The sequence below is a fragment of the Sphingomonas sp. genome (assembly GCF_042091075.1).
In the GTDB taxonomy this organism is placed as follows: Bacteria; Pseudomonadota; Alphaproteobacteria; order Sphingomonadales; family Sphingomonadaceae; genus Sphingomonas.
The window spans coordinates 1-20,555 of sequence record NZ_JBELIE010000048.1; the positions used below are offsets into that span (position 1 = coordinate 1).

Annotated in this window: 17 protein-coding genes; 9 read left to right on the forward strand and 8 right to left on the reverse strand. The window is 68.3% G+C overall.

Translation table 11 applies throughout. From position 1 onward, the window contains the following. Positions 1-177: 177 nt before the first annotated feature. Genes ACFDSW_RS06835 through ACFDSW_RS06845 form a run of 3 tightly spaced genes read right to left on the reverse strand, consistent with a single transcriptional unit; the run spans position 178 to position 3,917 of the window. Positions 178-558, reverse strand: coding sequence for a YdbL family protein (locus tag ACFDSW_RS06835; protein WP_375249531.1), 381 nt, complete (start codon positions 556-558; stop codon positions 178-180). Between the two features lie 3 nt (positions 559-561). Beyond that, the gene (locus tag ACFDSW_RS06840) at positions 562-780 is read right to left on the reverse strand and encodes a YnbE family lipoprotein (protein WP_375249532.1); all 219 of its coding nucleotides are present in this window, start codon (positions 778-780) and stop codon (positions 562-564) included. Further along, the gene (locus tag ACFDSW_RS06845; RefSeq protein ID WP_375249533.1) at positions 777-3,917 is read right to left on the reverse strand and encodes a YdbH domain-containing protein; all 3,141 of its coding nucleotides are present in this window, start codon (positions 3,915-3,917) and stop codon (positions 777-779) included. The genes ACFDSW_RS06840 and ACFDSW_RS06845 overlap by 4 nt, the downstream gene beginning before the upstream one ends. Before the next feature lie 89 nt (positions 3,918-4,006). Here ACFDSW_RS06845 and radC point away from each other — a divergent pair, with 89 nt between their 5' ends. The 4 genes from radC (at position 4,007) to ACFDSW_RS06865 (ending at position 7,056) form a co-directional block, all read left to right on the forward strand. After that, positions 4,007-4,696 (forward strand): DNA repair protein RadC, encoded by a 690-nt coding sequence (gene radC / locus ACFDSW_RS06850; RefSeq protein ID WP_375249534.1) that lies wholly within the window; start codon positions 4,007-4,009, stop codon positions 4,694-4,696. Between the two features lie 138 nt (positions 4,697-4,834). Further along, positions 4,835-6,145 (forward strand): adenylosuccinate lyase, encoded by a 1,311-nt coding sequence (gene purB, locus ACFDSW_RS06855; protein WP_375249535.1) that lies wholly within the window; start codon positions 4,835-4,837, stop codon positions 6,143-6,145. Positions 6,146-6,241: 96 nt separating this feature from the next. Further along, a complete protein-coding gene (locus ACFDSW_RS06860; RefSeq protein WP_375249536.1) occupies positions 6,242-6,415 on the forward strand; it encodes a hypothetical protein in 174 nt (57 codons plus the stop codon). 83 nt (positions 6,416-6,498) lie between these two features. Continuing rightward, positions 6,499-7,056 carry a molybdenum cofactor guanylyltransferase gene (locus ACFDSW_RS06865; RefSeq protein ID WP_375249537.1) on the forward strand — a complete coding sequence of 186 codons (558 nt, stop codon included), beginning with the start codon at positions 6,499-6,501 and terminating at the stop codon, positions 7,054-7,056. A 36-nt stretch (positions 7,057-7,092) separates the two neighbouring features. Here the strand turns inward: ACFDSW_RS06865 and ACFDSW_RS06870 are convergent, their stop codons facing one another. Next, the gene (locus ACFDSW_RS06870) at positions 7,093-8,760 is read right to left on the reverse strand and encodes an amidohydrolase (RefSeq protein ID WP_375249538.1); all 1,668 of its coding nucleotides are present in this window, start codon (positions 8,758-8,760) and stop codon (positions 7,093-7,095) included. Between the two features lie 59 nt (positions 8,761-8,819). On the opposite strand from ACFDSW_RS06870, the gene ACFDSW_RS06875 reads away from it, so the two are divergent. The 3 genes from ACFDSW_RS06875 to ACFDSW_RS06885 all read left to right on the forward strand — a co-directional run bounded on the left by ACFDSW_RS06875 (position 8,820) and on the right by ACFDSW_RS06885 (position 11,920). Then, positions 8,820-9,536, forward strand: coding sequence for a DUF4163 domain-containing protein (locus tag ACFDSW_RS06875; protein ID WP_375249539.1), 717 nt, complete (start codon positions 8,820-8,822; stop codon positions 9,534-9,536). Positions 9,537-9,651: 115 nt separating this feature from the next. After that, entirely contained in the window at positions 9,652-10,893 is a 1,242-nt protein-coding gene (locus tag ACFDSW_RS06880) for a threonine ammonia-lyase (RefSeq protein WP_375249540.1), read from the forward strand. A gap of 280 nt (positions 10,894-11,173) precedes the next feature. Further along, positions 11,174-11,920, forward strand: a complete 747-nt coding sequence (locus ACFDSW_RS06885; RefSeq protein ID WP_375249541.1) for an arginyltransferase — start codon at positions 11,174-11,176, stop codon at positions 11,918-11,920. Between the two features lie 81 nt (positions 11,921-12,001). Here the strand turns inward: ACFDSW_RS06885 and ACFDSW_RS06890 are convergent, their stop codons facing one another. From ACFDSW_RS06890 to ACFDSW_RS06905, 4 genes are all read right to left on the reverse strand, one after another. Further along, on the reverse strand, positions 12,002-12,799 hold the full coding sequence (locus tag ACFDSW_RS06890; RefSeq protein ID WP_375249542.1) for a transglutaminase N-terminal domain-containing protein: 798 nt from the start codon (positions 12,797-12,799) through the stop codon (positions 12,002-12,004). Further along, positions 12,799-13,734 carry an alpha-E domain-containing protein gene (locus ACFDSW_RS06895; protein ID WP_375249543.1) on the reverse strand — a complete coding sequence of 312 codons (936 nt, stop codon included), beginning with the start codon at positions 13,732-13,734 and terminating at the stop codon, positions 12,799-12,801. The genes ACFDSW_RS06890 and ACFDSW_RS06895 overlap by 1 nt, the downstream gene beginning before the upstream one ends. After that, entirely contained in the window at positions 13,734-15,245 is a 1,512-nt protein-coding gene (locus ACFDSW_RS06900) for a circularly permuted type 2 ATP-grasp protein (RefSeq protein WP_375249544.1), read from the reverse strand. The genes ACFDSW_RS06895 and ACFDSW_RS06900 overlap by 1 nt, the downstream gene beginning before the upstream one ends. Positions 15,246-15,408: 163 nt before the next feature. Then, a complete protein-coding gene (locus ACFDSW_RS06905; protein WP_375249545.1) occupies positions 15,409-17,424 on the reverse strand; it encodes a protein-disulfide reductase DsbD family protein in 2,016 nt (671 codons plus the stop codon). A gap of 61 nt (positions 17,425-17,485) precedes the next feature. Here ACFDSW_RS06905 and ACFDSW_RS06910 point away from each other — a divergent pair, with 61 nt between their 5' ends. Both ACFDSW_RS06910 and ACFDSW_RS06915 read left to right on the forward strand, forming a co-directional pair. Beyond that, positions 17,486-19,204, forward strand: a complete 1,719-nt coding sequence (locus ACFDSW_RS06910) for an alkaline phosphatase family protein (protein ID WP_375249546.1) — start codon at positions 17,486-17,488, stop codon at positions 19,202-19,204. Between the two features lie 154 nt (positions 19,205-19,358). Then, the coding region (locus tag ACFDSW_RS06915; protein ID WP_375249547.1) for an aldehyde dehydrogenase family protein at positions 19,359-20,555 on the forward strand (1,197 nt) is incomplete at its 3' end.

Genomic DNA, 20,555 nt, shown 5'->3' on the forward strand with positions numbered 1-20,555 from the left:
TTCTACCGAGGAGAGGAAGCGCGCGGACGGCGATCAGCCCCGCCAAGGCAGGGTCCGGTTAGCCGGGGGTATGGGGGGTGTCAACCGTTGCGGGGGCACGGCCTGTCCCGGCGCTGGTCCGGCCTCACCGGCGTCGCGCCGCACCGTGCCTGCCCGCGCCGGGGCAGGCCCCTTACCTTACACGCAGCGCGAATCGCGTACCGGCGCCCCGCTGCCACGGGTCTGCCAGCTGCCGTCCGGCGCCTTATACTTTTCGCCCGCGCGGGTCTGCGCGATCAGGTTGCAGCCGCTGGTGAAAGCCAGTTGCTCCACCGTCGCACCGCTCGCCTGCGCCTTTTGCGTATAGGCCGCCTTGCGCTGGATATTGATATCGCTGACCAGCGCGCGCAGTTCGGCATTGCCGGCACCGACGACGCCAAGATAGCCGTCCGGCTGTTCACCGACCTGCCCCGCCGCGCGGGCGGCGGCATAGGCCGGGTCGCGCTGCGCCAGCGCCGCGGATGACAGGCCGCCCAGCGCAGCCGCGCCGGCGATCAGAAGAAAAGCCTTGTTGGTCATCGCCTAAAAGATCCCCGGATTCTGTTTGATGAGCGATTTCGCCTCGTTATCGAGCCGATAGACCACCTCCTGGGTCACGTTGATGTTGAGGTTGATCTGGATCGGCTTGTCAGGTGCGGAAATGTTCACGCACCCGCCCGCGATCAAGGGCATCCCCAGCAGCATTGTCAGGCCGATCCGCTTCGCCGTCACGCTTACCTTCTGCAATCCCGTTTCGGTCATGGCACATTCTCGCTTGCGGGGGGCTGAACGCCGCCCTGTTGTTGCGTCTTGCGGTTCTGCTCGTCGATCAGCGGCTGCAGGTTGCGTGCCACCAGCCGCTGCGGATCGTAGAAGCTGGCGGCCGAATCGATCAGCCCGCGGAACGGCGCGCGGATCGTGATGTTGAACACGATCGGCAGGCGCGTCAGCCGCCGCAGCAGGAAGTTGCTTTTGGCCCCTGTCCCCTGGCGGATGCCGGTAAACCGCACCCCCGTCACCATCTCGCCGGCCAGCGGGCCATTCATCTCCACCTCAAGCTGGCGATAGGTTAGAGAACGCAGCGACTGGAACGCCAGATTGCCCCAGAAGCCGAGATCCTTCTCGGTCAATTCGCCCAGATAGGCGATCCCCCCGCCACCGGCGCGCGCGGTCAGCCGACCGCCCTGGATCCGCCCGCCATCGGCATCGAACACCATCGGCAGCACGCCATCGAACACGCCGGTCGCGCTCAGATTCTTGAAATCGAACTGTTGCAGGAATTTGCCCGCGTCCATGCCATCGACCCGGAATGTCATCCGCCGCACCTGCTGCGATGAGAAATCAAGCAAGGTCGGCTCCAGCGTCAACGTCCCGCCGGCGAACGGCCATGTGCCGCTATCCACCTTCACCCGGGTATCGCGCAGCGTTTGATAGACGATACGCCCGTCGGTAACCGGCACCCCGGGGTTGATCGACGCCACCGTCGCCACCTGGCCGGGCGCGCTTTCCAGCGCCAGCAGGTCGGTGAAACGGATCGTGCCCGCGATGCCCTTCACCGGGCCGAACGCCGCCGCCAGATCGATGCCGGAGGTGGTGAACGTGCCGCTGCTCGTCACGTCCTGCGCGTTCCAGCGGATCTCGCCCGTGCCGTTGATCGCGCCGTGCACGTCGGCGATGACGCCGAAGGTCAGCCGCGTCAGCAACTCGGGCTGGAGTCGTTCGGTAAAGGTGATACCGGGCACATTCAGCGCCGCCGCGCCCGCCCCGGTTGATAGCTGGTGACCGATCGTGACCTCGGCGACCTTCACCCCCGTGGTCGGCTCGATCAGCGTGCCACTCGCCTCGATATGGTCGCCGCGGAGCATCAGCGCCACCGAACGCGCCTCCATCGGCTCGAAACGGGCGGTCTGTTCGGCATCGCGAACCTGCATCGCGCCATTGACGGCCAGCCCACCCGCCCCGGTGAAGCGCCATGTGCCTTGCCCCGCGCTCATCACCAGCGGCACGTTGGCGATCTGACCACCCAGGCCGGTAAATCGGCCGACCACGCCCCCGGTGGTCAGGCGACCGTCGATCGATCCGGCGGACAAGCGCGTGGCGCGCGCGGCCGGCCCGAGCGTCGCGTCGACATCGCGCAGCGCGAAACCCTGATCGTTCAGCCGCAGCGTCGCGCCGCCGGTGGTGACGCGCAGCGGGGTACGGCCGATCGCGCCATGCATCGCGGTGGCGCTCACCCGCGCCCCGCCGGACAGCCGCCCGCCAGCGACCTCAACCAGCGCTGCCCCCGTCGGGCATAACGTCAGTCGTGCGGGATCGAGACGCAGCGACGATAGCACCAACCGATCGAGCGAGACCGGCGTACAGCCGGGATTGAGCGTCACGCCACGCCGAGACCAGCGCGCGGCCAGCGGAACCGTCAGGCGTTCGACGCGCCCGCCAGCGAGCGGGCCGCTCACGATCGCCTGTGTCGACGCCTGTCCGCTCCCATCGGGGGCGAGCGTGAAGCGCACCGGCGTCACCGTGAGCGCCGCGCCGGGCACCGCATAGGGCGCGATCCGGGCGATGCCGGTCAGTGCGCCGCCCGCGTCCCGCCCAAGCTGCGCATCGACCGTGGGAAGACCGCCGCCGGCGACCGCAACGTGCTGCCCGAGCGTCACCGCTCCCCAACGGGCCGGCGCGCCGTCGACCGTCACGCGCGCACCGCTGCGCGATGCCAATGCCAGGGTCGGCAGCGTGATCGTTCCGTTGTCGATGGTCAGGCGCGCGCGCGCCGTCATGTCCCGCCCCGCCGACAAGCCGGCGGCGACCGCCTGCCTGACCAGCGGCGCGATCGGGGCACCATCGGCGGCGTGGGCATAAGCCCCCAGCCAGCCCCGCGCTGCGCGGTCGATCGCGATGCCTTGTCCGACCACGTCGCCGGTAAAGACGGTCTTGCCGCCGCCGACCGCATATCGCCCGGCCATCGTCGCCCGAGCCGCGCCGACACCGGGCGCGGTCACCCCGCCCGCGCTCAGCCGAGCGGAACCGCCGGTACGGGTGCGATCGCCGGCGAAGGTCACGTCCCCCGCAACCCGCGTCAGCCGTACCCCGTTCGTGGTGAGCATGCCGACCCGCATATCATCGAAGACACCCGACCAGCGCCGGAACGAACGATCGAGCGAGGCGCTCGCAGTCATCGCGATCGATCGCGCGGCGACCGCCTCGGGGCACGTCGCCGCCCCCGCCGACACCGGCCCGGACAGATGCGGTGCCCCGTCGCGGATCGCGATCGCGACCACTCCCTCGACATCCGCCACCCGGCAGGCCTGCACCGTCAGGCGCGGCGCCACCACCGCGACGCTACCGCGGAAACCGTCGTTCAGCGCGCCGCTGCCGGCGATGCGCACCCCGACCAACCCCTGCGGGGTTTCCAGGCGGATGCGCGCGTCGGCAATGTCGACCTGGAGCGCCGGCAGCGAGAACGGCCCCGCGCCGGTCGATTGCGGGATCAGCCGATCGATCGGCCCCAGCGACAGCACACCATTCACCAGCCGGGCACGCCCGCGCACATGGCCGGCACGCACGCCGATCAGGCGGGGGCCGGACAGACCCACATCGGTTTCGGTCTCGATCCAGTCGGCCACCCAGTCCGGGCGGCGGGGATCGCCGACGACCACATCGGTCAACCGCTGTCGCCCCAGTCCCAGGTCGGTGATGTGATAACGCGCCGTCACCCCACGCGCCGCCAGTTCGCGATCGATGACGCTGGTGGCGATCGGCACGCGCGACAGCCACAACCCCGCCCCGGCGGCAAGCCCCAGGATCGAACCGGCGACGACCACGCGACGGACGCGGTGATGGCGCACCGGCTCTCCCTCTGCCGTCACGCGGGCCGATCCGGTGATACGCTTGCCCGTCATGCCCCGCCCGCTACTCCGGTCCCTTGCATAGCCGCCCGCTTTGGGGCCACGCAATTGCCTGAAACGTCGGCGCGCCCTAGCGTTCCCGCATGCTGGACACCGATACGCCGGTCATCGATGCGACGGGGCACCGCGAGCGGCTACGCGCGCGACTGTTCGACGATCCGGAAGGGCTGCACGATCATGAGTTGATCGAGTATCTACTGGCGGTGGCGTTGCCCCGGATCGATACCAAGGCGATTGCGAAGCGCCTGATCGCCGAGTTCGGCAGCTTCGGGCGGGTGCTGGCCGCCGAACCCACGGCATTGCGGCGGGTGAAGGGCATGGGAGACGTCAGCGCCGCAGCGATCAAGATCGCGCAGGCCGCCGCGATCCGGCTGGCGCGCGCGGAAGCGCGCGCCGCGCCCGTATTGTCCAACTGGCAGGCGCTGAGCGATTATCTCCAGGCACGGCTGGCGCATGAGAATGTCGAGGAATTCCGGCTCCTCCACCTCGACACGCGCAACATGCTGGTCCTCGATGAAGCGCTCTCGCGCGGGACGATCGACCAGACCGCGGTGCACGTCCGCGAGGTGATCAAGCGCGCGCTGGAAGTGGGTTCGGCCGCGTTGATCCTCGTCCACAATCATCCCTCCGGCGATCCGTCGCCCAGCCGCGCCGATATCGACATCACGCAAACGATCATCGCGGCGGCCAAACCGCTCGGGATCAGCGTGCACGATCATATTATCGTCGGCGCATCGGGCCAGGTCAGCCTGCGATCGAAGGGGCTGCTTTGACGCGCCGCTGCCGGGATCGGTAACCTCGCTCGATCGTGCCTCGCCCGATCGAGCGGAAGTTTCGCACCCACCGGATTTGCCCCGCCTGTCCAGCGCTGCTAACGGCCCGCCGTCCGCCCCCGCCCTCAGGTAATTGCCATGATCCCCCGCTATGCCCGCCCCGAGATGACCGCGATTTGGACGCCGGAGGCGCGCTATCGCATCTGGTTCGAGATCGAGGCGCATGCCACAGACGCGCTGGCGGATCTGGGCGTCGTGCCGAAAAGCGCGGCAGAATCGCTGTGGCGCTGGTGGGCGACCGATCCGGCGATCGACGTGGCCGCGATCGACGCGATCGAGGCAGTCACCAAGCACGACGTGATCGCTTTCCTGACCTGGGTTGCCGAGCAGGTGGGCGACGACGCGCGTTTCATGCACCAGGGCATGACCTCGTCCGACGTGCTCGATACGACGCTGTCGGTGCAGCTGGCGCGCGCCGCGGACCTGCTGATCGCGGATATCGATACGCTGCTGGCGGTGCTGGAGCGGCGCGCGAGGGAGCATAAGCTGACCCCGACGATCGGGCGAAGCCACGGTATTCACGCCGAACCCGTCACCTTCGGACTGAAGCTGGCGCAGGCGCATGCCGAATTCCGTCGCCACCGCACGCGGCTGCTGGCGGCGCGCGAGGATATCGCCACCTGCGCCGTCTCTGGCGCGGTCGGCACCTTCGCCAATGTCGATCCGCGGGTGGAGGCGCATGTCGCCGCCAAGCTGGGGCTGTCGATCGAGCCGGTCTCGACACAGGTCATTCCGCGCGATCGCCATGCGATGTTCTTCGCGACGCTGGGTGTGATCGCCGGTTCGGTCGAGCGGGTCGCGACCGAGGTGCGCCATCTGCAACGCACCGAAGTGCTGGAGGCGGAGGAATATTTCTCGCCCGGCCAGAAAGGCTCGTCGGCGATGCCGCACAAGCGCAATCCGGTGCTGACCGAGAATCTGACCGGCCTGGCGCGCATGGTGCGCGGCTATGTCACCCCGGCGCTGGAAAATGTCGCGCTGTGGCATGAGCGCGACATCAGCCATTCGTCGGTGGAACGTTACATCGGCCCCGACGCGACGATCACGCTCGATTTCGCGCTCGCCCGGCTGACCGGGGTGGTCGACAAACTGCTGGTCTATCCGGAGCGGATGCAGAAGAACCTCGATCGCATGGGCGGGCTGGTCCATTCGCAGCGCGTCCTGTTGGCGCTGACGCAAGCCGGGGTCAGCCGCGAGGACGCCTATCGCCTCGTCCAGCGCAACGCGATGAAGGTGTGGGAGTCGGACGGCCAGCTGTCGTTGCAGGAATTGTTGAAGGCCGACCCCGAGGTCACTGCCGCGCTGTCGGCGGCGGAAATCGATGACAAGTTCGATCTCGGCTATCATTTCAAGCACGTCGATACGATCTTCGACCGGGTGTTCGGCTAGGGCGGCCGGGGCGGCGCATCAGGGCGCGGCCGCGGAGGAAACTACGGTAGCGTACTGCCGTCACGATACCGGCCGCCGGTTGCACTTTCTGCAATCATGGTTGTCGCGCACGATTATTGCGCAGACGGGCAATTTTCATCACATGCCTCCGTACCGGACCTTTCCGGCACTGGAGGCACCAATATGCGCATGTTCGAGAATGCGGCCAGCACCGCGCTGGCGATCGCAGCTCAGGCGCTGGTGATCGGCGTGGTCTTCACCACGCTGTAATGCATCGGCCCACCGCCCCTTTCGGGGGGCGGTAGAGCCCGAAGGCGCATTCCCCTCCGCCATCTCCGGTGCGAGAAGGCGGCATGACCCATATTCTAGGCGCGATCCTCGCGGGCGGGCGCGCGACACGTTTCGGCGGCGACAAGGCACTGGCGCGCTGGCACGCGGCGACGCTGCTCGATCATGCGCTGGCCTCGCTTCGCCCGCACGTCGCCGCGCTGATCGCGGTCGGGCGCCGTCACGCACCAGTCGCGACGACCCCGGACCTACCCGCCGCCGACCTGGGGCCGCTCGGGGGTATCGCCGGCGCGCTCGGCTACGCTCGCGATCACGGTTTTGACGCGGTGTTGACCGGCGCATGCGATACGCCACTCGTGCCGGCGGCACTGATCGAGGCGCTGCTGTCCACCGAAAGTGGCTATGCGGCGGAAGCGCCGGTGATCGGTATATGGCCGGTCGCGCTGGCCGACCCGTTGCTCGCGCATCTCGCGGGGGACGGCGACCGCTCGATCCGTCGCTGGGCGGCAATGGCGGGGGTGCCGGCGCTGTTACCCGGGGTGACGGTGGCCAACGTCAACACACCCGAGGATCTGGCACGGCTGGCGCTGCCGCCCAACGGCGAATCGACTTCCGGCCCCTAACCCTGGCTCACACCGCGATGACGGTGACCCGGATCGTCATTTCCGCTCCCACGCCTTTTGCCCGCCGATCCAGGTTTCCAGTACGCGCGTCTGGCGCAATGCCATCGGGTCCGCCGCGAGCGGATCGCGGTCGACGACGATGAAGTCGGCACGCTGCCCGGGGGCGAGAATGCCGAAACGATCCTCCGCGAAACCCGCATAGGCCGCGCCGCCGGTGAAGCCCCACCACGCCTGTTCGCGCGTCACCGCTTCCTCTGGCCGCCAGCCGCCGACCGGCTCGCCCCGCTCGTCGGTGCGCGTATAGGCGGCCGCCCAGCCGTTCCACGGATCGGGGCGTTCCACCGGAAAGTCCGATCCGAACGCCAGTTTCGCCCCGTTGGCGAGCAGCGACTTCCACGCATAGGCGCCCGCCAGCCGCGCCTCACCCAGCCGCGCCTCCGCCATCAGCCGGTCGCTGGTGGCGTGGGTCGGCTGCACCGAGGCGATGATGCCATATTGGCCGAATGCCTTCATGTCGGCGGGATCGAGGACCTGCGCATGCTCGATCCGCCAGCGCCGGTCACCCTTGTAGGTGACCGCCATTTCCGCAATCGCGTCGATCGCCTGCTGGTTCGCGCGGTCGCCGATCGCATGCACCGCCACCTGATAGCCGTCCATCGATGCGCGGCTCATCAGGTTCTGCAACTGGTCGTCGCTCAGGAAGCCCAGCCCGCGCTGCCCCGGCGCATCGGCATAAGGCGCCTTCAGCCACGCCCCGCGCGACCCCAGCGCGCCATCGGCATACAGCTTCACCCCTTCGAGCCGCAGCCGGTCGTCATACAGCCATGGCGTCGGCCCGGTGCCGCCGATCGCGACCGTATTATCGATCCCGGCGCCATAAGCCATGATGCGCACCCGCAGCGCGCCGGTGTCGCCCATCCGGCGATAGGTCATCCAGTCGTCGATCGTGGTGCCCATGTCGGCGACCGCGGTAACGCCATAGCCGAGCAGGATCTGCTGCGCCTTCAGGAAGGCGGCGGTACGATCCTTCGGGCTCACCTTCGGCAAGGATTTTTCGATCAGCGACGTTGCGGCGTCCACCAGTACGCCGAGCGGCTTCTCGATCCGCCCGCCCGCCGGCGCGGTCGTCGCGGCGGTGATATTGGCCGCCTTCAGCGCCGCGCTATTGGCCCAGCCGGCATGGCCGTCGGCGCGCTCCATCCACACCGGGCGGTCCGCCACCACGGTATCGAGATCGGCGGCGGTGGGGAAACGCCCCAGCTTCCACACCTCCTGATTCCAGCCTCGCCCGATGATCCACGGCCGCTCCGGATTGGCGCGGGCATATTCGGCGATTTTCGCCTTGGCCTCGTCCAGCGAGCGCGTCGTCGACAGATCGAGCGTCAACGCCGCAATCCCCTGCCCGATGACATGGCCGTGCGCGTCGATCATCCCAGGCAGCACCACCCGCCCCTTCATGTCGGCGCGCCAGTCGTAGCGAGGTCCGGGGTTTTTCTTGGTGCGCTTCGGCGGCTGCTCGCCGACCGGGACCAGCCGGACGATCTTGCCGTCCTTGTCGATCACCATCGCCTGGAATCGCACGACGCGCTGTTGCCGGTCGAGCGTCATCCCCGTGACATTGTCGATCAGCGCGTCCGCACCCGCCATCGTCGGTAGCGAAGACAGCAGCGCGATAGCAGCGACACGGCGAAGCTCTTGGGTCATCGACATTATCCCGCCATATGTAAGTGTCTCGGCTTTGGCGATAGCAGGAAGGAGTGGCGATGACGTGGATGCGCTGGACGATCGCGGCGATGGCGGCCCTGCCAGCCATCCCCGCATCGGCGATCACAGGCGCCGCGGCGCCCTTCGACTTCAGCTACAGCTACCCGCCCGCCGCCGCGCGGATCGCGCCGCTGCGCGCCTGGCTGGAGCGCGACAAGGCGACGCTGCGCACCGACACCGCCCGCGACGCGACCGATGCCGAGCGTGATGCGCGCACCAGCGGCTTTCCGTATCGCCGCTATGAGACGCAGAAGATCTGGAAGCTGGTCACCGAGACGCCGCGCTTCGTCAGCCTGTCGGGCCTGATGTATGCCTATACCGGGGGCGCGCACGGCATGTCGGGATCGCTGTCGCTGCTGTGGGACAAGAAGGCCGGCCAGCGGCTGTCGCCGACCGATCTGTTCCGCTCGCCCGCCGCGATCGAGGCCGCGCTCGGCGCCCGGTTCTGCGCCGCGCTGAATGTGGAGCGGGCAAAGCGGCGCGGCGCCCCCGTGCCGGATGACGGCGACGAATTCGATGCCTGCCCCAAGATGAAGGACGTAAGCCTGTTGCTCGGCTCGTCGAACCGGCGGCGCTTCGATCGCATCGGCCTGATCGCCGATCCCTATGTCGCCGGCCCCTATGCGGAGGGGCAGTATGAGATCACCCTGCCCGTCACGCCGGCGGTGATCGCCGCGGTAAAGCCGGCCTATCGCGAGACGTTCGAGGCGCGCTAGCGTCAGTCGCCATCGGGCCGGGGCGGAACGGGTCGGGGCGACCTATTCCTCCCCGCCCCCCGCGCCTTATGCCGCGGGTGTTCCTATCGCGACCGCGATCCGCTAGGCGCGTGCGATGGCTACCCAGCTCGCACCCGCCCCTGCCCTGCCCGTATCGATCGAGGACGTGCACACCGCGCACCGTCGGATCGCCGATTCGATCGTCCGCACGCCCACGCTGATCAGCCGCACGCTGTCCCAGATGACCGGGGCGACAGTGTATCTGAAGTTCGAGAACCTGCAGTTCACCGCCGCGTATAAGGAACGCGGCGCGCTCAACACGCTGCTGCAGCTCTCGGACGAGGCGCGCCGCAAGGGCGTGATCGCGGCGTCGGCGGGCAATCACGCGCAGGGGTTGGCGTATCATGCCAATCGCCTGGGGGTACCCGCGACGATCGTCATGCCGCGCAACACGCCGATCGTGAAAGTGGTGCAGACCCAGGGGCATGGCGCCGACGTCATCCTCGAAGGCGATACGTTCGACGCCGCCTATGCCCATGCGCGGCTGCTGGAGGCCGAGCGCGGCTTTTCCTTCGTCCACCCCTTCGACGATCCCCGGATCATCGCCGGGCAGGGCACCGTCGCGGTCGAGATGCTGGAGGATGCGCCCGATATCGATACCTTGGTGGTGCCGATCGGCGGCGGCGGCCTGATCAGCGGGATGGCCACGGTCGCGCGGGCGGCGGCGCGCCCGCTGCAGGGAGTCGGCGGAGATGCCGAGTGGTATCCCTCGAAGGTCACCCGCCGGAACGGCACCCACAATCCCCGGGCCGGCGATACGCTGGCGGAGGGGATCGCGGTCAAGGAGCCCGGCGGCATCACCTCCGAGATGGTGCGTGCGCTTGTCGACGACATCGTCCTGGTGTCCGAACGCTCACTGGAAGAAGCGGTCAGCCTGTTGTTGCAGATCGAGAAGACCGTGGTCGAGGGCGCCGGGGCGGCAGGGCTCGCCGCGCTGCTCGCGCATCGCGATCGTTTCCAGGGGCGGACAGTCGGCGTGGTATTGTGCGGCGGCAATATCGACACCCGCCTGCTCGCCAACGTGCTGCTGCGCGATCTGGCCCGCTCGGGGCGTCTCGCGCGGTTGCGGCTGCGATTGCAGGATCAGCCGGGCGCGCTTTTCAACGTGGCGCGCATTTTCGATCAGGAGCGCGTCAATATCATCGAGGTCTATCACCAGCGCGTCTTCACCACCCTGCCCGCCAAGGGGCTGATTACCGACATCGAATGTGAGACGCGCGATCGCGCGCATCTCGACCAGCTGGTCGCGGCGCTTCGCGCGGCCGGCTTCGACGTGCGTCCTGTCGAACACGCCTGAGACGATCGGCATTCGCTTCGCGGGAGCCCCGATTCGCCGCACAGCCGGGTGAATGCCGGTTCGGCGGCCGCGGGGCGAGTCGTGGCGAACCGATCAGGCCCGGCCGACATGGCGAAGACCCGCCGATCGACGTGAACCTGCATCGAAACGGGGCGATTCCGCCGTCCGCTGCCGATAGGACACGATTTTCATCGTTAACCGGCTTTTCACGATGCCTTTGTCGGCCAATATGCAGCGAAGACGGCGCAGTGGTTGCGCCGCGTGACAGGGGATGCCGGCGGTGACAGCGCCTTTCCGTTTTCCGCGCTTCTTCGTCACCAGCCCACAGCCTTGCCCGTATCTGCCCGGGCGGCAGGAGCGGAAGGTCTTCACCGAATTGTCGGGGCCGAACGCCGCCGAACTGAACGACGCGCTGGGCCGGATCGGATTTCGCCGCAGCCAGTCGGTCGCCTATCGCCCCAGTTGCGCCGGCTGCGCCGCGTGCGTGTCGGTGCGCGTCGTCACACACGAATTCCGTGCCAACGCCACCCAGCGCAAGCTGATGCGGCGGCATGCCGATCTCGACGTCGCCGCCTGTCGCTCATGGGCCACCGATGAGCAATTCCAGCTTCTCCGCCGCTATCTCGCCGCCCGGCATCCCGGCGGCGGCATGGCGAATATGGACGAGATGGACTATGCCGACATGGTCGAGCAGTCGCCGGTCAACTCCGTCATCGTCGAATATCGTGAACCGGGCAGCAACGGCATGCCCGGCAAGCTGATCGGCTGCTGCCTGACCGATCGCCAGGCGGACGGCCTGTCGATGATCTACAGTTTCTTCGACACCGACGGGGCGGAGCGCCCCGCGCTCGGCAATTTCATCATCCTGGACCATATCGCGCGCGCGCGCGCGGCGGGCTTGCCCTATGTCTATCTGGGTTATTGGGTGAAGGGATCGCCGCGCATGGAATACAAGACGCGCTATCGCCCGCTCGAAATGCTGGGGCCGCGCGGATGGACGCTGCTGCCCGACGCTGACCCGCAATAGGCGCGGCAGCGGCGCGCGGCCCTCGATGCCGCGCTGGGGCGGCACTTGGTGCGGATTATTGGTAACCCGCCGCGCGGTTCGCTACTGCCCGCTCACCGACAATTCCACGTCAAGGCTTTCCTCGCCCTCGCCCAGCCGCGACCCGGCGACCGGCGCGGCACCCGTCGCATCGAGCGCTACCGCCACGCGGACATGATGTTCCTGTGGCGACAGGCCCAGGGCCGGATCGAAGCCGACCCAGCCAAGCCCCTCCACATACGCCTCCGCCCAGCCGTGGGGGGTCGCGCGACGGGAATCCTGCAGGTCGCAATAGCCACTGATGTAGCGCGCGGGAATGTCCATCAGCCGGGCGCCGGCGATGAACATCTGCGCCAGATCACGCGGAGTCACCTTCTCGCGGGTGAAGGCTTCGCTGGCCGACAGCCCCGCTTCCGGTCGAGCGCCCGATAGCGCGAAGCGCGCCCGCAGCGCGGCATTCATCGCATGCAGCCCCGCCAGCGGCACTCGGCCGCCCAGATGCATACGCGCGAAATCGGCCAGTTCGCCCTCCCCCACCGTCATCGGGGTTTCCCGCAAGAACAGCGGCGGCGGCAGCGGCTCGACGGTGCCGTGCAGCACGCCGTCGGAATGGCTCGTCACCACCTCCCCCATGACCGCGATCTCGATCCGTTCGATCGGCCCCTCGGCGTACAGCATCGTGGTGATGTTGCCGAAACCGTCACGATGATCGCGCAGCCGGGCGTCGCAATCGATCGAGATATGCCATTCGGCGACGGTCTGGTCATAGGTGTTGCGCGGCGTCATGCGCAGCAATTGCACGATCCGCCCCTGGGGGACGGTGAAGCGATAGGTGGTGCGATGATCGATCGAAAGGCGCATCAGTGAAACTTGAATTGTCGGCCGATCGCATCGTGGAGCAGGGCATTCTCCGCGATCATGGCCTGTAGGTGCTGGTGCAGCCCCGATGTGATGACGTCGCCGGTGCGCGTCTTGGCAACCCGCGCCTGCCGCGTCCGCGCCATACGGTCCGCCGCCCCCTGCGATCCGCTCAGCTTCGCCAGCGCGGTCAGCGCGCCGACGGTCTCGTCGGTCGAGGCGGCCAGGCTGCGCGGCAATTCTCCGCGGGACAACAGCAGATCGATGACGTTGCTCGGTTTCAACCCCTCGCTATAGAGCCAGCGATAGGCCGTTACCGCCGAGACGGTCTGCAAGATCGTCGTCCACTGATCGCGATCAACCAATCCGCCAACCCGCTCGCCCTCGGGCAACAGAATATGATATTTGACGTCGAGCAGGCGCGCGGTGTTGTCGGTGCGTTCGATCGCCTGCCCCAGACGGATGAACAAGGTGGTCTGATTGCGCAGCATGCGATGCAACGCGCCCTCGAAACCGCGCGTCTCCGCCTTGACCGCGTCGACCACCGCCAGCGTGGCGGACGGATCGAGCCGGCTCATGCGCTTGTCGAAGATCAGCCACGCGCCATTGACCGCCTGCCACGCCTCGCGGCTGAGCGCGATTCGCACCGCGCGGGCATTGTCGCGCGCCATCGCCAGGCACCGCAGGATCGAGCCGGGATGCGATGCGTCGCTGATCAGGAAACGCGCCACCGCCTCGCGGGTGAGCGGCTGATCACTGGCAACGAACGGTTCGGCGGTTTCGGTGACGGCCAGCGCGGAGCGCCACGCATCCTCCCCCGCAGAGCGAGTCGACAGCACATCGAGCCGCACCGTCGCCTCCACCAACCGCGCGACGAAATCGGCGCGCTCGATGTAACGCCCCAGCCAGTAGAGCGACGCTGCGGTTCGGCTCAGCATCAACGTGCCCCGTCCAGCGACTGGGTCATCTCGCCGATCGACTGCGTCATGCCGTCGAGCGACTGCACCATCCCGTCGTGCGGGGATTCCATCAGGACGAAACTGTCCTTCGTCCCGCCGCCCTGCGACGAATTGACCACCAGCGACCCTTCGCGCAGCGCCACTCGCGTCAACCCGCCGGGCACGACGCGCACGCCCTGCGATCCGGTCAGCACGAACGGGCGGAAGTCGACGTGGCGCGGGCACAGGCCGCTATCCGCCAGCGTCGGCACGGTCGACAATGCCAGCGTCGGCTGCGCGATATAGCGTTGCGGCTCCGCGATCAGCGCCGCGCGAAAACGCTCGATCTCCGCCTTCGACGCGGTCGGCCCGACCAGCATGCCATATCCGCCCGAGCCGTCGACCAGCTTGACGACCAGTTCCTCGAGATGATCGAGCACGTATCTCAGCGCCTGCGGCTCGCGGCAGCGCCACGTCTCGACATTGGGCAGCTTCGGCGACGACCCGGAATAGAATTTCACGATGTCGGGCATATAGCTGTAAATCGCCTTGTCGTCGGCGATGCCGTTGCCCGGCGCGTTGATGATCGCGACATTGCCCGCGGCATAAGCCGCGATCAGTCCCGGCACGCCCAGCAGCGAATCGGGGCGGAACACCAGCGGATCGAGGTAATCGTCGTCGACGCGGCGGTAGATGACGTCCACCTTCACCCGCCCGGCGATCGTGCGCATATAGACGATATCGTCGTCGACGACGAGATCCGCCGCCTCGACCAGTTCGATCCCCATCGAATCGGCGAGGAAGCTGTGTTCGTAATAGGCCGAATTGTAATGCCCCGGCGTCAGCACCACGCAAATGGGGTTCTGCCCCCCGCCGCGCGGCGTCACCGATCGCATCGTTTCCAGCAACATGTCGGGATAACTGTCGACCGCCGCGACACGGAAGCGGGAAAACAATTCCGGGCACAGCCGCACCATCGCCTCGCGGTTTTCGAGCATATAGCTCACCCCGCTGGGCGTGCGGGCATTGTCTTCCAGCACGAAGAAGTCGTTCGGTCCGGTGCGTACCAGATCGATCCCGCAGATATGCGCCCATACGTCATGCGGTGGGCGGATCCCCGCGACCTCGGGACGGAATTGCGCGTTGCCGAAGATCAGATCGGCAGGCAGCACGCCCTCCTTGAGGATGCGGCGCTCGCCATAGATATCGACCAGAAAGGCGTTGATCGCCTCGACCCGCTCGATCAGTCCCTCGGAAAGACGTCGCCATTCGTCCGCGAGGAACACCCGCGGAACGATGTCGAAGGGGATGATCCGCTCACTCGCCTCACTCTCGCCATAGACGGCGAAGGTGATGCCGAGCTGGCGGAAGGTGGTCTCGGCGGAATATTGCCGTCGTCGCAATTCGTCGGGGGGCGTATCGTCGAGCCACCGATGCAATTCGGCCAGCTCCGGACGCGCACCGACTTGCCCCGGTGCGCCATGGATTTCATCGAACGCCTGTTTCCCCATCGCCCCTCTTAACGTCCGGGTTAACGTTTCGACGCATGCTGCGGCATCTTGCTGCGCCGCACAAGCGGGTATTTGATAAACCGGCCGTCAACGCGATGCCCCGTCTCGCGGCATCGCGACCGATCCTGGACCACTCGGCTATGCGCTGGCGACTGCGCGCCGGCTATCGCAGGTCGGCCAGCATCCCGCTGGTCAGCACCTGCGGCAGCACGCGCGGCTCGGTCGTCCCCGGCGCATACCATAGGTACAATGGCACGCCGGCGCGGTTGTGGCGTTCGATGAACCGCCCCAGCGCCGGATCGCCATCGGTCCAGTCGCCGACCAACACCGCGACATTCCGGGCCTCGAACGCCTTGGCGACCCGATCGGTGTCGATCGCAGTGCGCTCGTTGACCTTGCAGGTCAGGCACCAATCGGCGGTGAAATAGGCGAATACCGGGCGGCGCTGCGCGCGCAGCGCGGCCAGTCGCGCCTCGCTGAACGGCTCGCTCCGCGCCGGGCCGACGGCGCCGGTCTTCACCGCCCCAACCGGATGGATCGCGGCGACCGCGGCGATCGCCAGCGCGGCACCGGCCCAGCCCCCCCACCCGGCGCCGCGCCCGGCGTGCTGGCGCCGCCCCACGCTCCACATCCCCAGTACCACCAGCAACGCGGCGGCGAGACCGATCGTCATGCCGTCGACCCCCGCCTGCCGCCCCAGCACCCAGGCGAGCGCCAGCGCGGTCAGAAACATCGGCACCGACAGCACGCGCCGCAGCCGCGCCATCCACATTCCCGGTTTCGGCAGGCGACGGCGCAACGCCGGAACGAAGCCGATCAACAGGAACGGCAGCGCGATCCCCAGCCCCAATCCGCCGAACACCAGCAGCGCCGCGCCCGCCGGCAGCAGCAGCGCCGCGCCGATCGCGCCGGCCATGAACGGTCCTGTGCACGGAGTCGCCACAAAGGCCGCCAGCGCCCCGGTCATGAACGCACCCGCCGCGCCGCTCTTGCCGGCGAACGCCGGGGTCGGCAGCTCGAACAGCCCGGCCAGGTTGAACGCGATCGCGACCACCAGCAGCAACAGCACCGCCACGACGCGCGGATCCTGCAACTGGAACGCCCAGCCGGCACTCGCCCCCGCCGCGCGCAACGCCAGCAAGGTTGCGCCGAGCGCAAGGCACACGGTCATCACCCCGGCGGTATAGGCAAGCGCCTCGGCGCGCGCGTGGCGCTCGCTTTCGCCCGATCGGGCAAGGCCCAGCGCCTTCAGGCTGAGGATCGGGAAGACGCACGGCATCACGTTGAGCAACAGCCCGCCCAGCAGCGCGCCGCCGAACGCGAGCAGCGCGGCTTGCCAGGGTGCGCCGCGCGACGGCATCGCCACCTGCCCCGGCTGCGCGATCAGCGACAGGCCGGTGCCGTCCCCCGTCGCCAGCACCCCCGCGATCGCGCCCGAGGCGGGCGTTCCAGCACTTCGGGTTTCCAGCACCAGCCGGTCACCGTCACGCACGATCGACTGCGGCGCGGCATAAGCGGTCGCGCCGGCGGCGGCGGGATAGAACCACGCCTTGCCGAGATCTGCCGCCGCGTCAGCCGGAAACGGCACCGACAGCCGGAACCGATCCCCGACGCGCTGCCACGTGGCCACGCCCCCCAAGGGCCGCGGCAGGGCGCGCCGCCAGGCGTCGAAACGGGCGCGCGCTTCCGGCGCGATCGTGCCGTCGCCCACCGTCAGCTCGGTCGACAAGGTCTGCGTCTCGGGCACGCAGATTTCGGTGGTGCAGACGAGATAGTCCAGCTTCGCCGCGATCGGCAGGCGCGTGCCCGGCGCCAGCCCGGCCGGGATCGTCAGCCGCGTCAGCAGCGCCCAGGGCCGTTCATAGACATGATTCATCAGCCCGGCGATCACCAGCCGCTGCGGCACCGGATAATCGAGCGGCGCGGCGGTAACGCCCGGCGGCAGCGTCCAGTTGACGCGCGTCTCCACCCCGGCGTCACCGGGATTCTTCCAATAGCCGTGCCAGCCGGGTTGGGGCACCGCCGCAAAGGCGAGCGCGACCTCGCGGCCAGCCGCCGGGCGCGTCGATTCCGCCTGTAGGGCGAGGGCGACATGCGGCGCCGCGCCCGCCGTTGCCGTCGCGCCGCAGCACCATGTCATGAGGATGAAAAGCGCCGCGCGCACAGCTTGCCTGACCATCGGTCACGGCTCATAGCCGCAATCGCGCCGTCTTGCATCCATCCCCTGGTAAAGGTTGCTAATGAAAGCCCTGTCCTCCGGCTTGATCGCCGCGCTGCTCGCTCCGGTCCTCGTCGGCGCCGCCGCTCCCGCGTTGTCGCAGTCCAGCCCCGGCGGCGTGCCCGACAATGCCACCCCGCCCGCGTCGATCGGTCCCGCGCCCGCGCCGGCGGGCCCAGCCCCCGCCGCGCCGCGCACCCCGCCGCGGTTGATCGTCGCGATCTCCGTCGATCAGTTCTCCGCCGACCTGTTCGCGCAATATCGCAATCATTATACGGACGGCATGGCGCGGCTCGCCGGCGGGGTCGTCTTCCCATCGGGCTATCAATCGCATGCCGCGACCGAGACCTGCCCCGGCCACTCGACGATCCTCACCGGGATGCGCCCCGCGCACACCGGCATCATCGCCAACAGCTGGATCGACCAGAAGGCCCCTCGCGCCGACAAGACCGTCTATTGCGCCGAGGACGAGCGTGTCGCCGGCACCGACCACGACAAATACCAGCCTTCGGACCTGCACCTGAGGGTGCCGACGCTGGGCGACATGATGAAACGGGCCAATCCCGCCTCGCGCGTCGTCTCGGTGGCGGGCAAGGATCGCGCCGCGATCATGATGGGCGGGCACAATACCGATCAGATCTGGTTCTGGGGCGGTTCGTCGTTCATCTCGCTGGCCGGTCGCCGGCAGCCCGCCGTCGTCACCCGCGCCAATGACGCGGTCGGCAAGCTGCTTGCCGCCCCACAGGCGGCGCTGCCATTGCCCGGTTACTGCAAGGGCCTGTCGCAACCGATTAGCGTCGGCGGCCAGACGCTCGGCACCGGCCGGTTCGAGCGCGAAGCGGGCGACCAGAAGGCGTTCCGGGCCTCCCCCGCGCTTGACGGCGCGGTGTTCGCGCTGGCGGCGGGGCTGATCCAGGACATGAAGCTGGGCCAGGGCAATGCGCCGGACCTGATCGCGATCGGCGCCTCGGCGACCGACTATATCGGCCATTCACGCGGCACACAGGGGGCCGAGATGTGCATCCAGATGGCGCAGCTCGATCAGACGATCGGCGCGTTCCTGGCGCAGCTCGATGCCTGGGGGCTCGACTATGAAGTGATGCTGACGGCCGATCACGGCGCGCACGACATGACCGAGCGGCAGCAGCAGCGCGCGATGCCGATGGAAGAGCATCTCGATACCGCTGCCGCATCGAAGCTGGTCGGCGCCGCGATCGGCCGCGATCTGAACATCGCCGGGCCGGTGCTGCTGGGCGGGGCGGAGGGGGACATCTACGTCGCCGACACGGTGCCGGCGGCGAAGCGCGCGGCGGTGCTTGCCGAGGCGGCGAAGCGCTACCGCGCGCTGCCGCAGATCGCCGCCGCCTACACCCGCGACGAGATCATGGCATCGCGCATGGCCACCACGCCGCCGGAGACCTGGACGCTGCTGGAGCGTGTGCGCGCCTCCTACGATCCGCAGCGGTCGGGCGATCTGATCGTCCTGCCGCGTCCGCGCGTCACCTCGATCACCGCGCCCGCGCCTTATTATGTCGAGACGCATGGCAGCCCCTGGGACTATGATCGCCGCGTCCCCATCCTGTTCTGGCGCAAGGGGCTGACCGCTTTCGAACAGCCGCTGTCGGTGGAGACGGTCGACATCGCGCCGACGCTGGCCGCGACGATCGGGCTGCCGGTGACGGGGCTCGACGGACGGTGCCTCGACCTTGACGCCAGCGCGGCGGATACCTGCCGGCGGTAACGGCGCCCGGGCCATGTCGTTGCCGCCCTTCGTCGCCGTGACGGGGGGCGGCGGCGAGCCGGACGATCACCGTCCACCCCGCTCGCTCTATCCCGTTTCGTCTTGCAACCCACCTGTGCGCGCTGCATCATCGGCGCAAACGACGGAGAGAGCGATGCAATCCTATCCGAAACATTATATCGACGGCGCCTGGGTGGAGAGCCAGGGCGGCCGCACCTATCAGGTGATCGATCCGACGACCGAGCAGCCCTGCACCGAGATCACGCTCGGCACCGCGGCAGACGTCGACTCGGCGGTCGCGGCGGCGCGCGCCGCTTTCGAAACCTGGTCGTTGTCGTCGATCGACGAGCGCAAGGCACTGCTCGCCCGGATCATCGAGGAATATAAGAAGCGCATTCCCGATCTTGCCCGATCGATGGCGCAGGAAATGGGCGCGCCGATGGGGCTGGCGATGGCCGCGCAGGCGCCGAGCGGTCTCGCACATTTCGCGACGACGATGAAGGCGCTCGACAACTTCGCGTTCGAGGAGGTGGTCGGCAAGGCCAGAGTGGTGCACGAACCGCTCGGCGTCGTCGCGATGATCACGCCGTGGAACTGGCCGCTCAACCAGATCTGCGCGAAGGTCGCCCCCGCGCTTGCCGCCGGTGACACGATGATCCTGAAGCCATCGGAGGAAGCGCCCGGCTGCGCCGCGATCCTGGCGGAGATCTTGGATGCGGCGGGCGTGCCGGCAGGCGTGTTCAACCTGGTCAACGGCGATGGGCCGGGGGTCGGCGCCGCGCTCAGCGCACACAAGGGCGTCGATATGGTCAGCTTCACCGGCTCGACCCGCGCGGGCATCGCCGTGGCGCAGGCCGCCGCCGCGACGGTCAAGCGCGTGCATCAGGAGCTGGGCGGCAAGGCGGCGAACCTCGTGCTCGAAGGCGCCGATCTGGCGCAGGTGCTGCCGCCGACGGTGGCGGGCGTACTGGCCAATTCCGGCCAGAGTTGCATCGCCCCGACGCGCCTGCTGGTCCATCAAAGCCAGGTCGCCGACGCCACCGCGATCGTGAAATCGATGATGGAGCAGACCCAGGTCGGCAATCCGCTGGAGGAGGGCCAGCATATCGGCCCGGTCGTCAACAAGGCGCAGTTCGAGAAGATCCAGGGGCTGATTCAGTCCGCGATCGACGAAGGCGCGACGCTGGTCACGGGTGGGCCGGGCCGCCCCGACGGCCGCAACGCCGGCTTCTTCATTCAGCCGACACTGTTCGCCGATGTTACGCCGGATATGCGCATCGCGCGCGAGGAAACCTTCGGCCCGGTCGCTACGATCACCAGCTACGGATCGTTGGAGGATGGCGTCCGGATC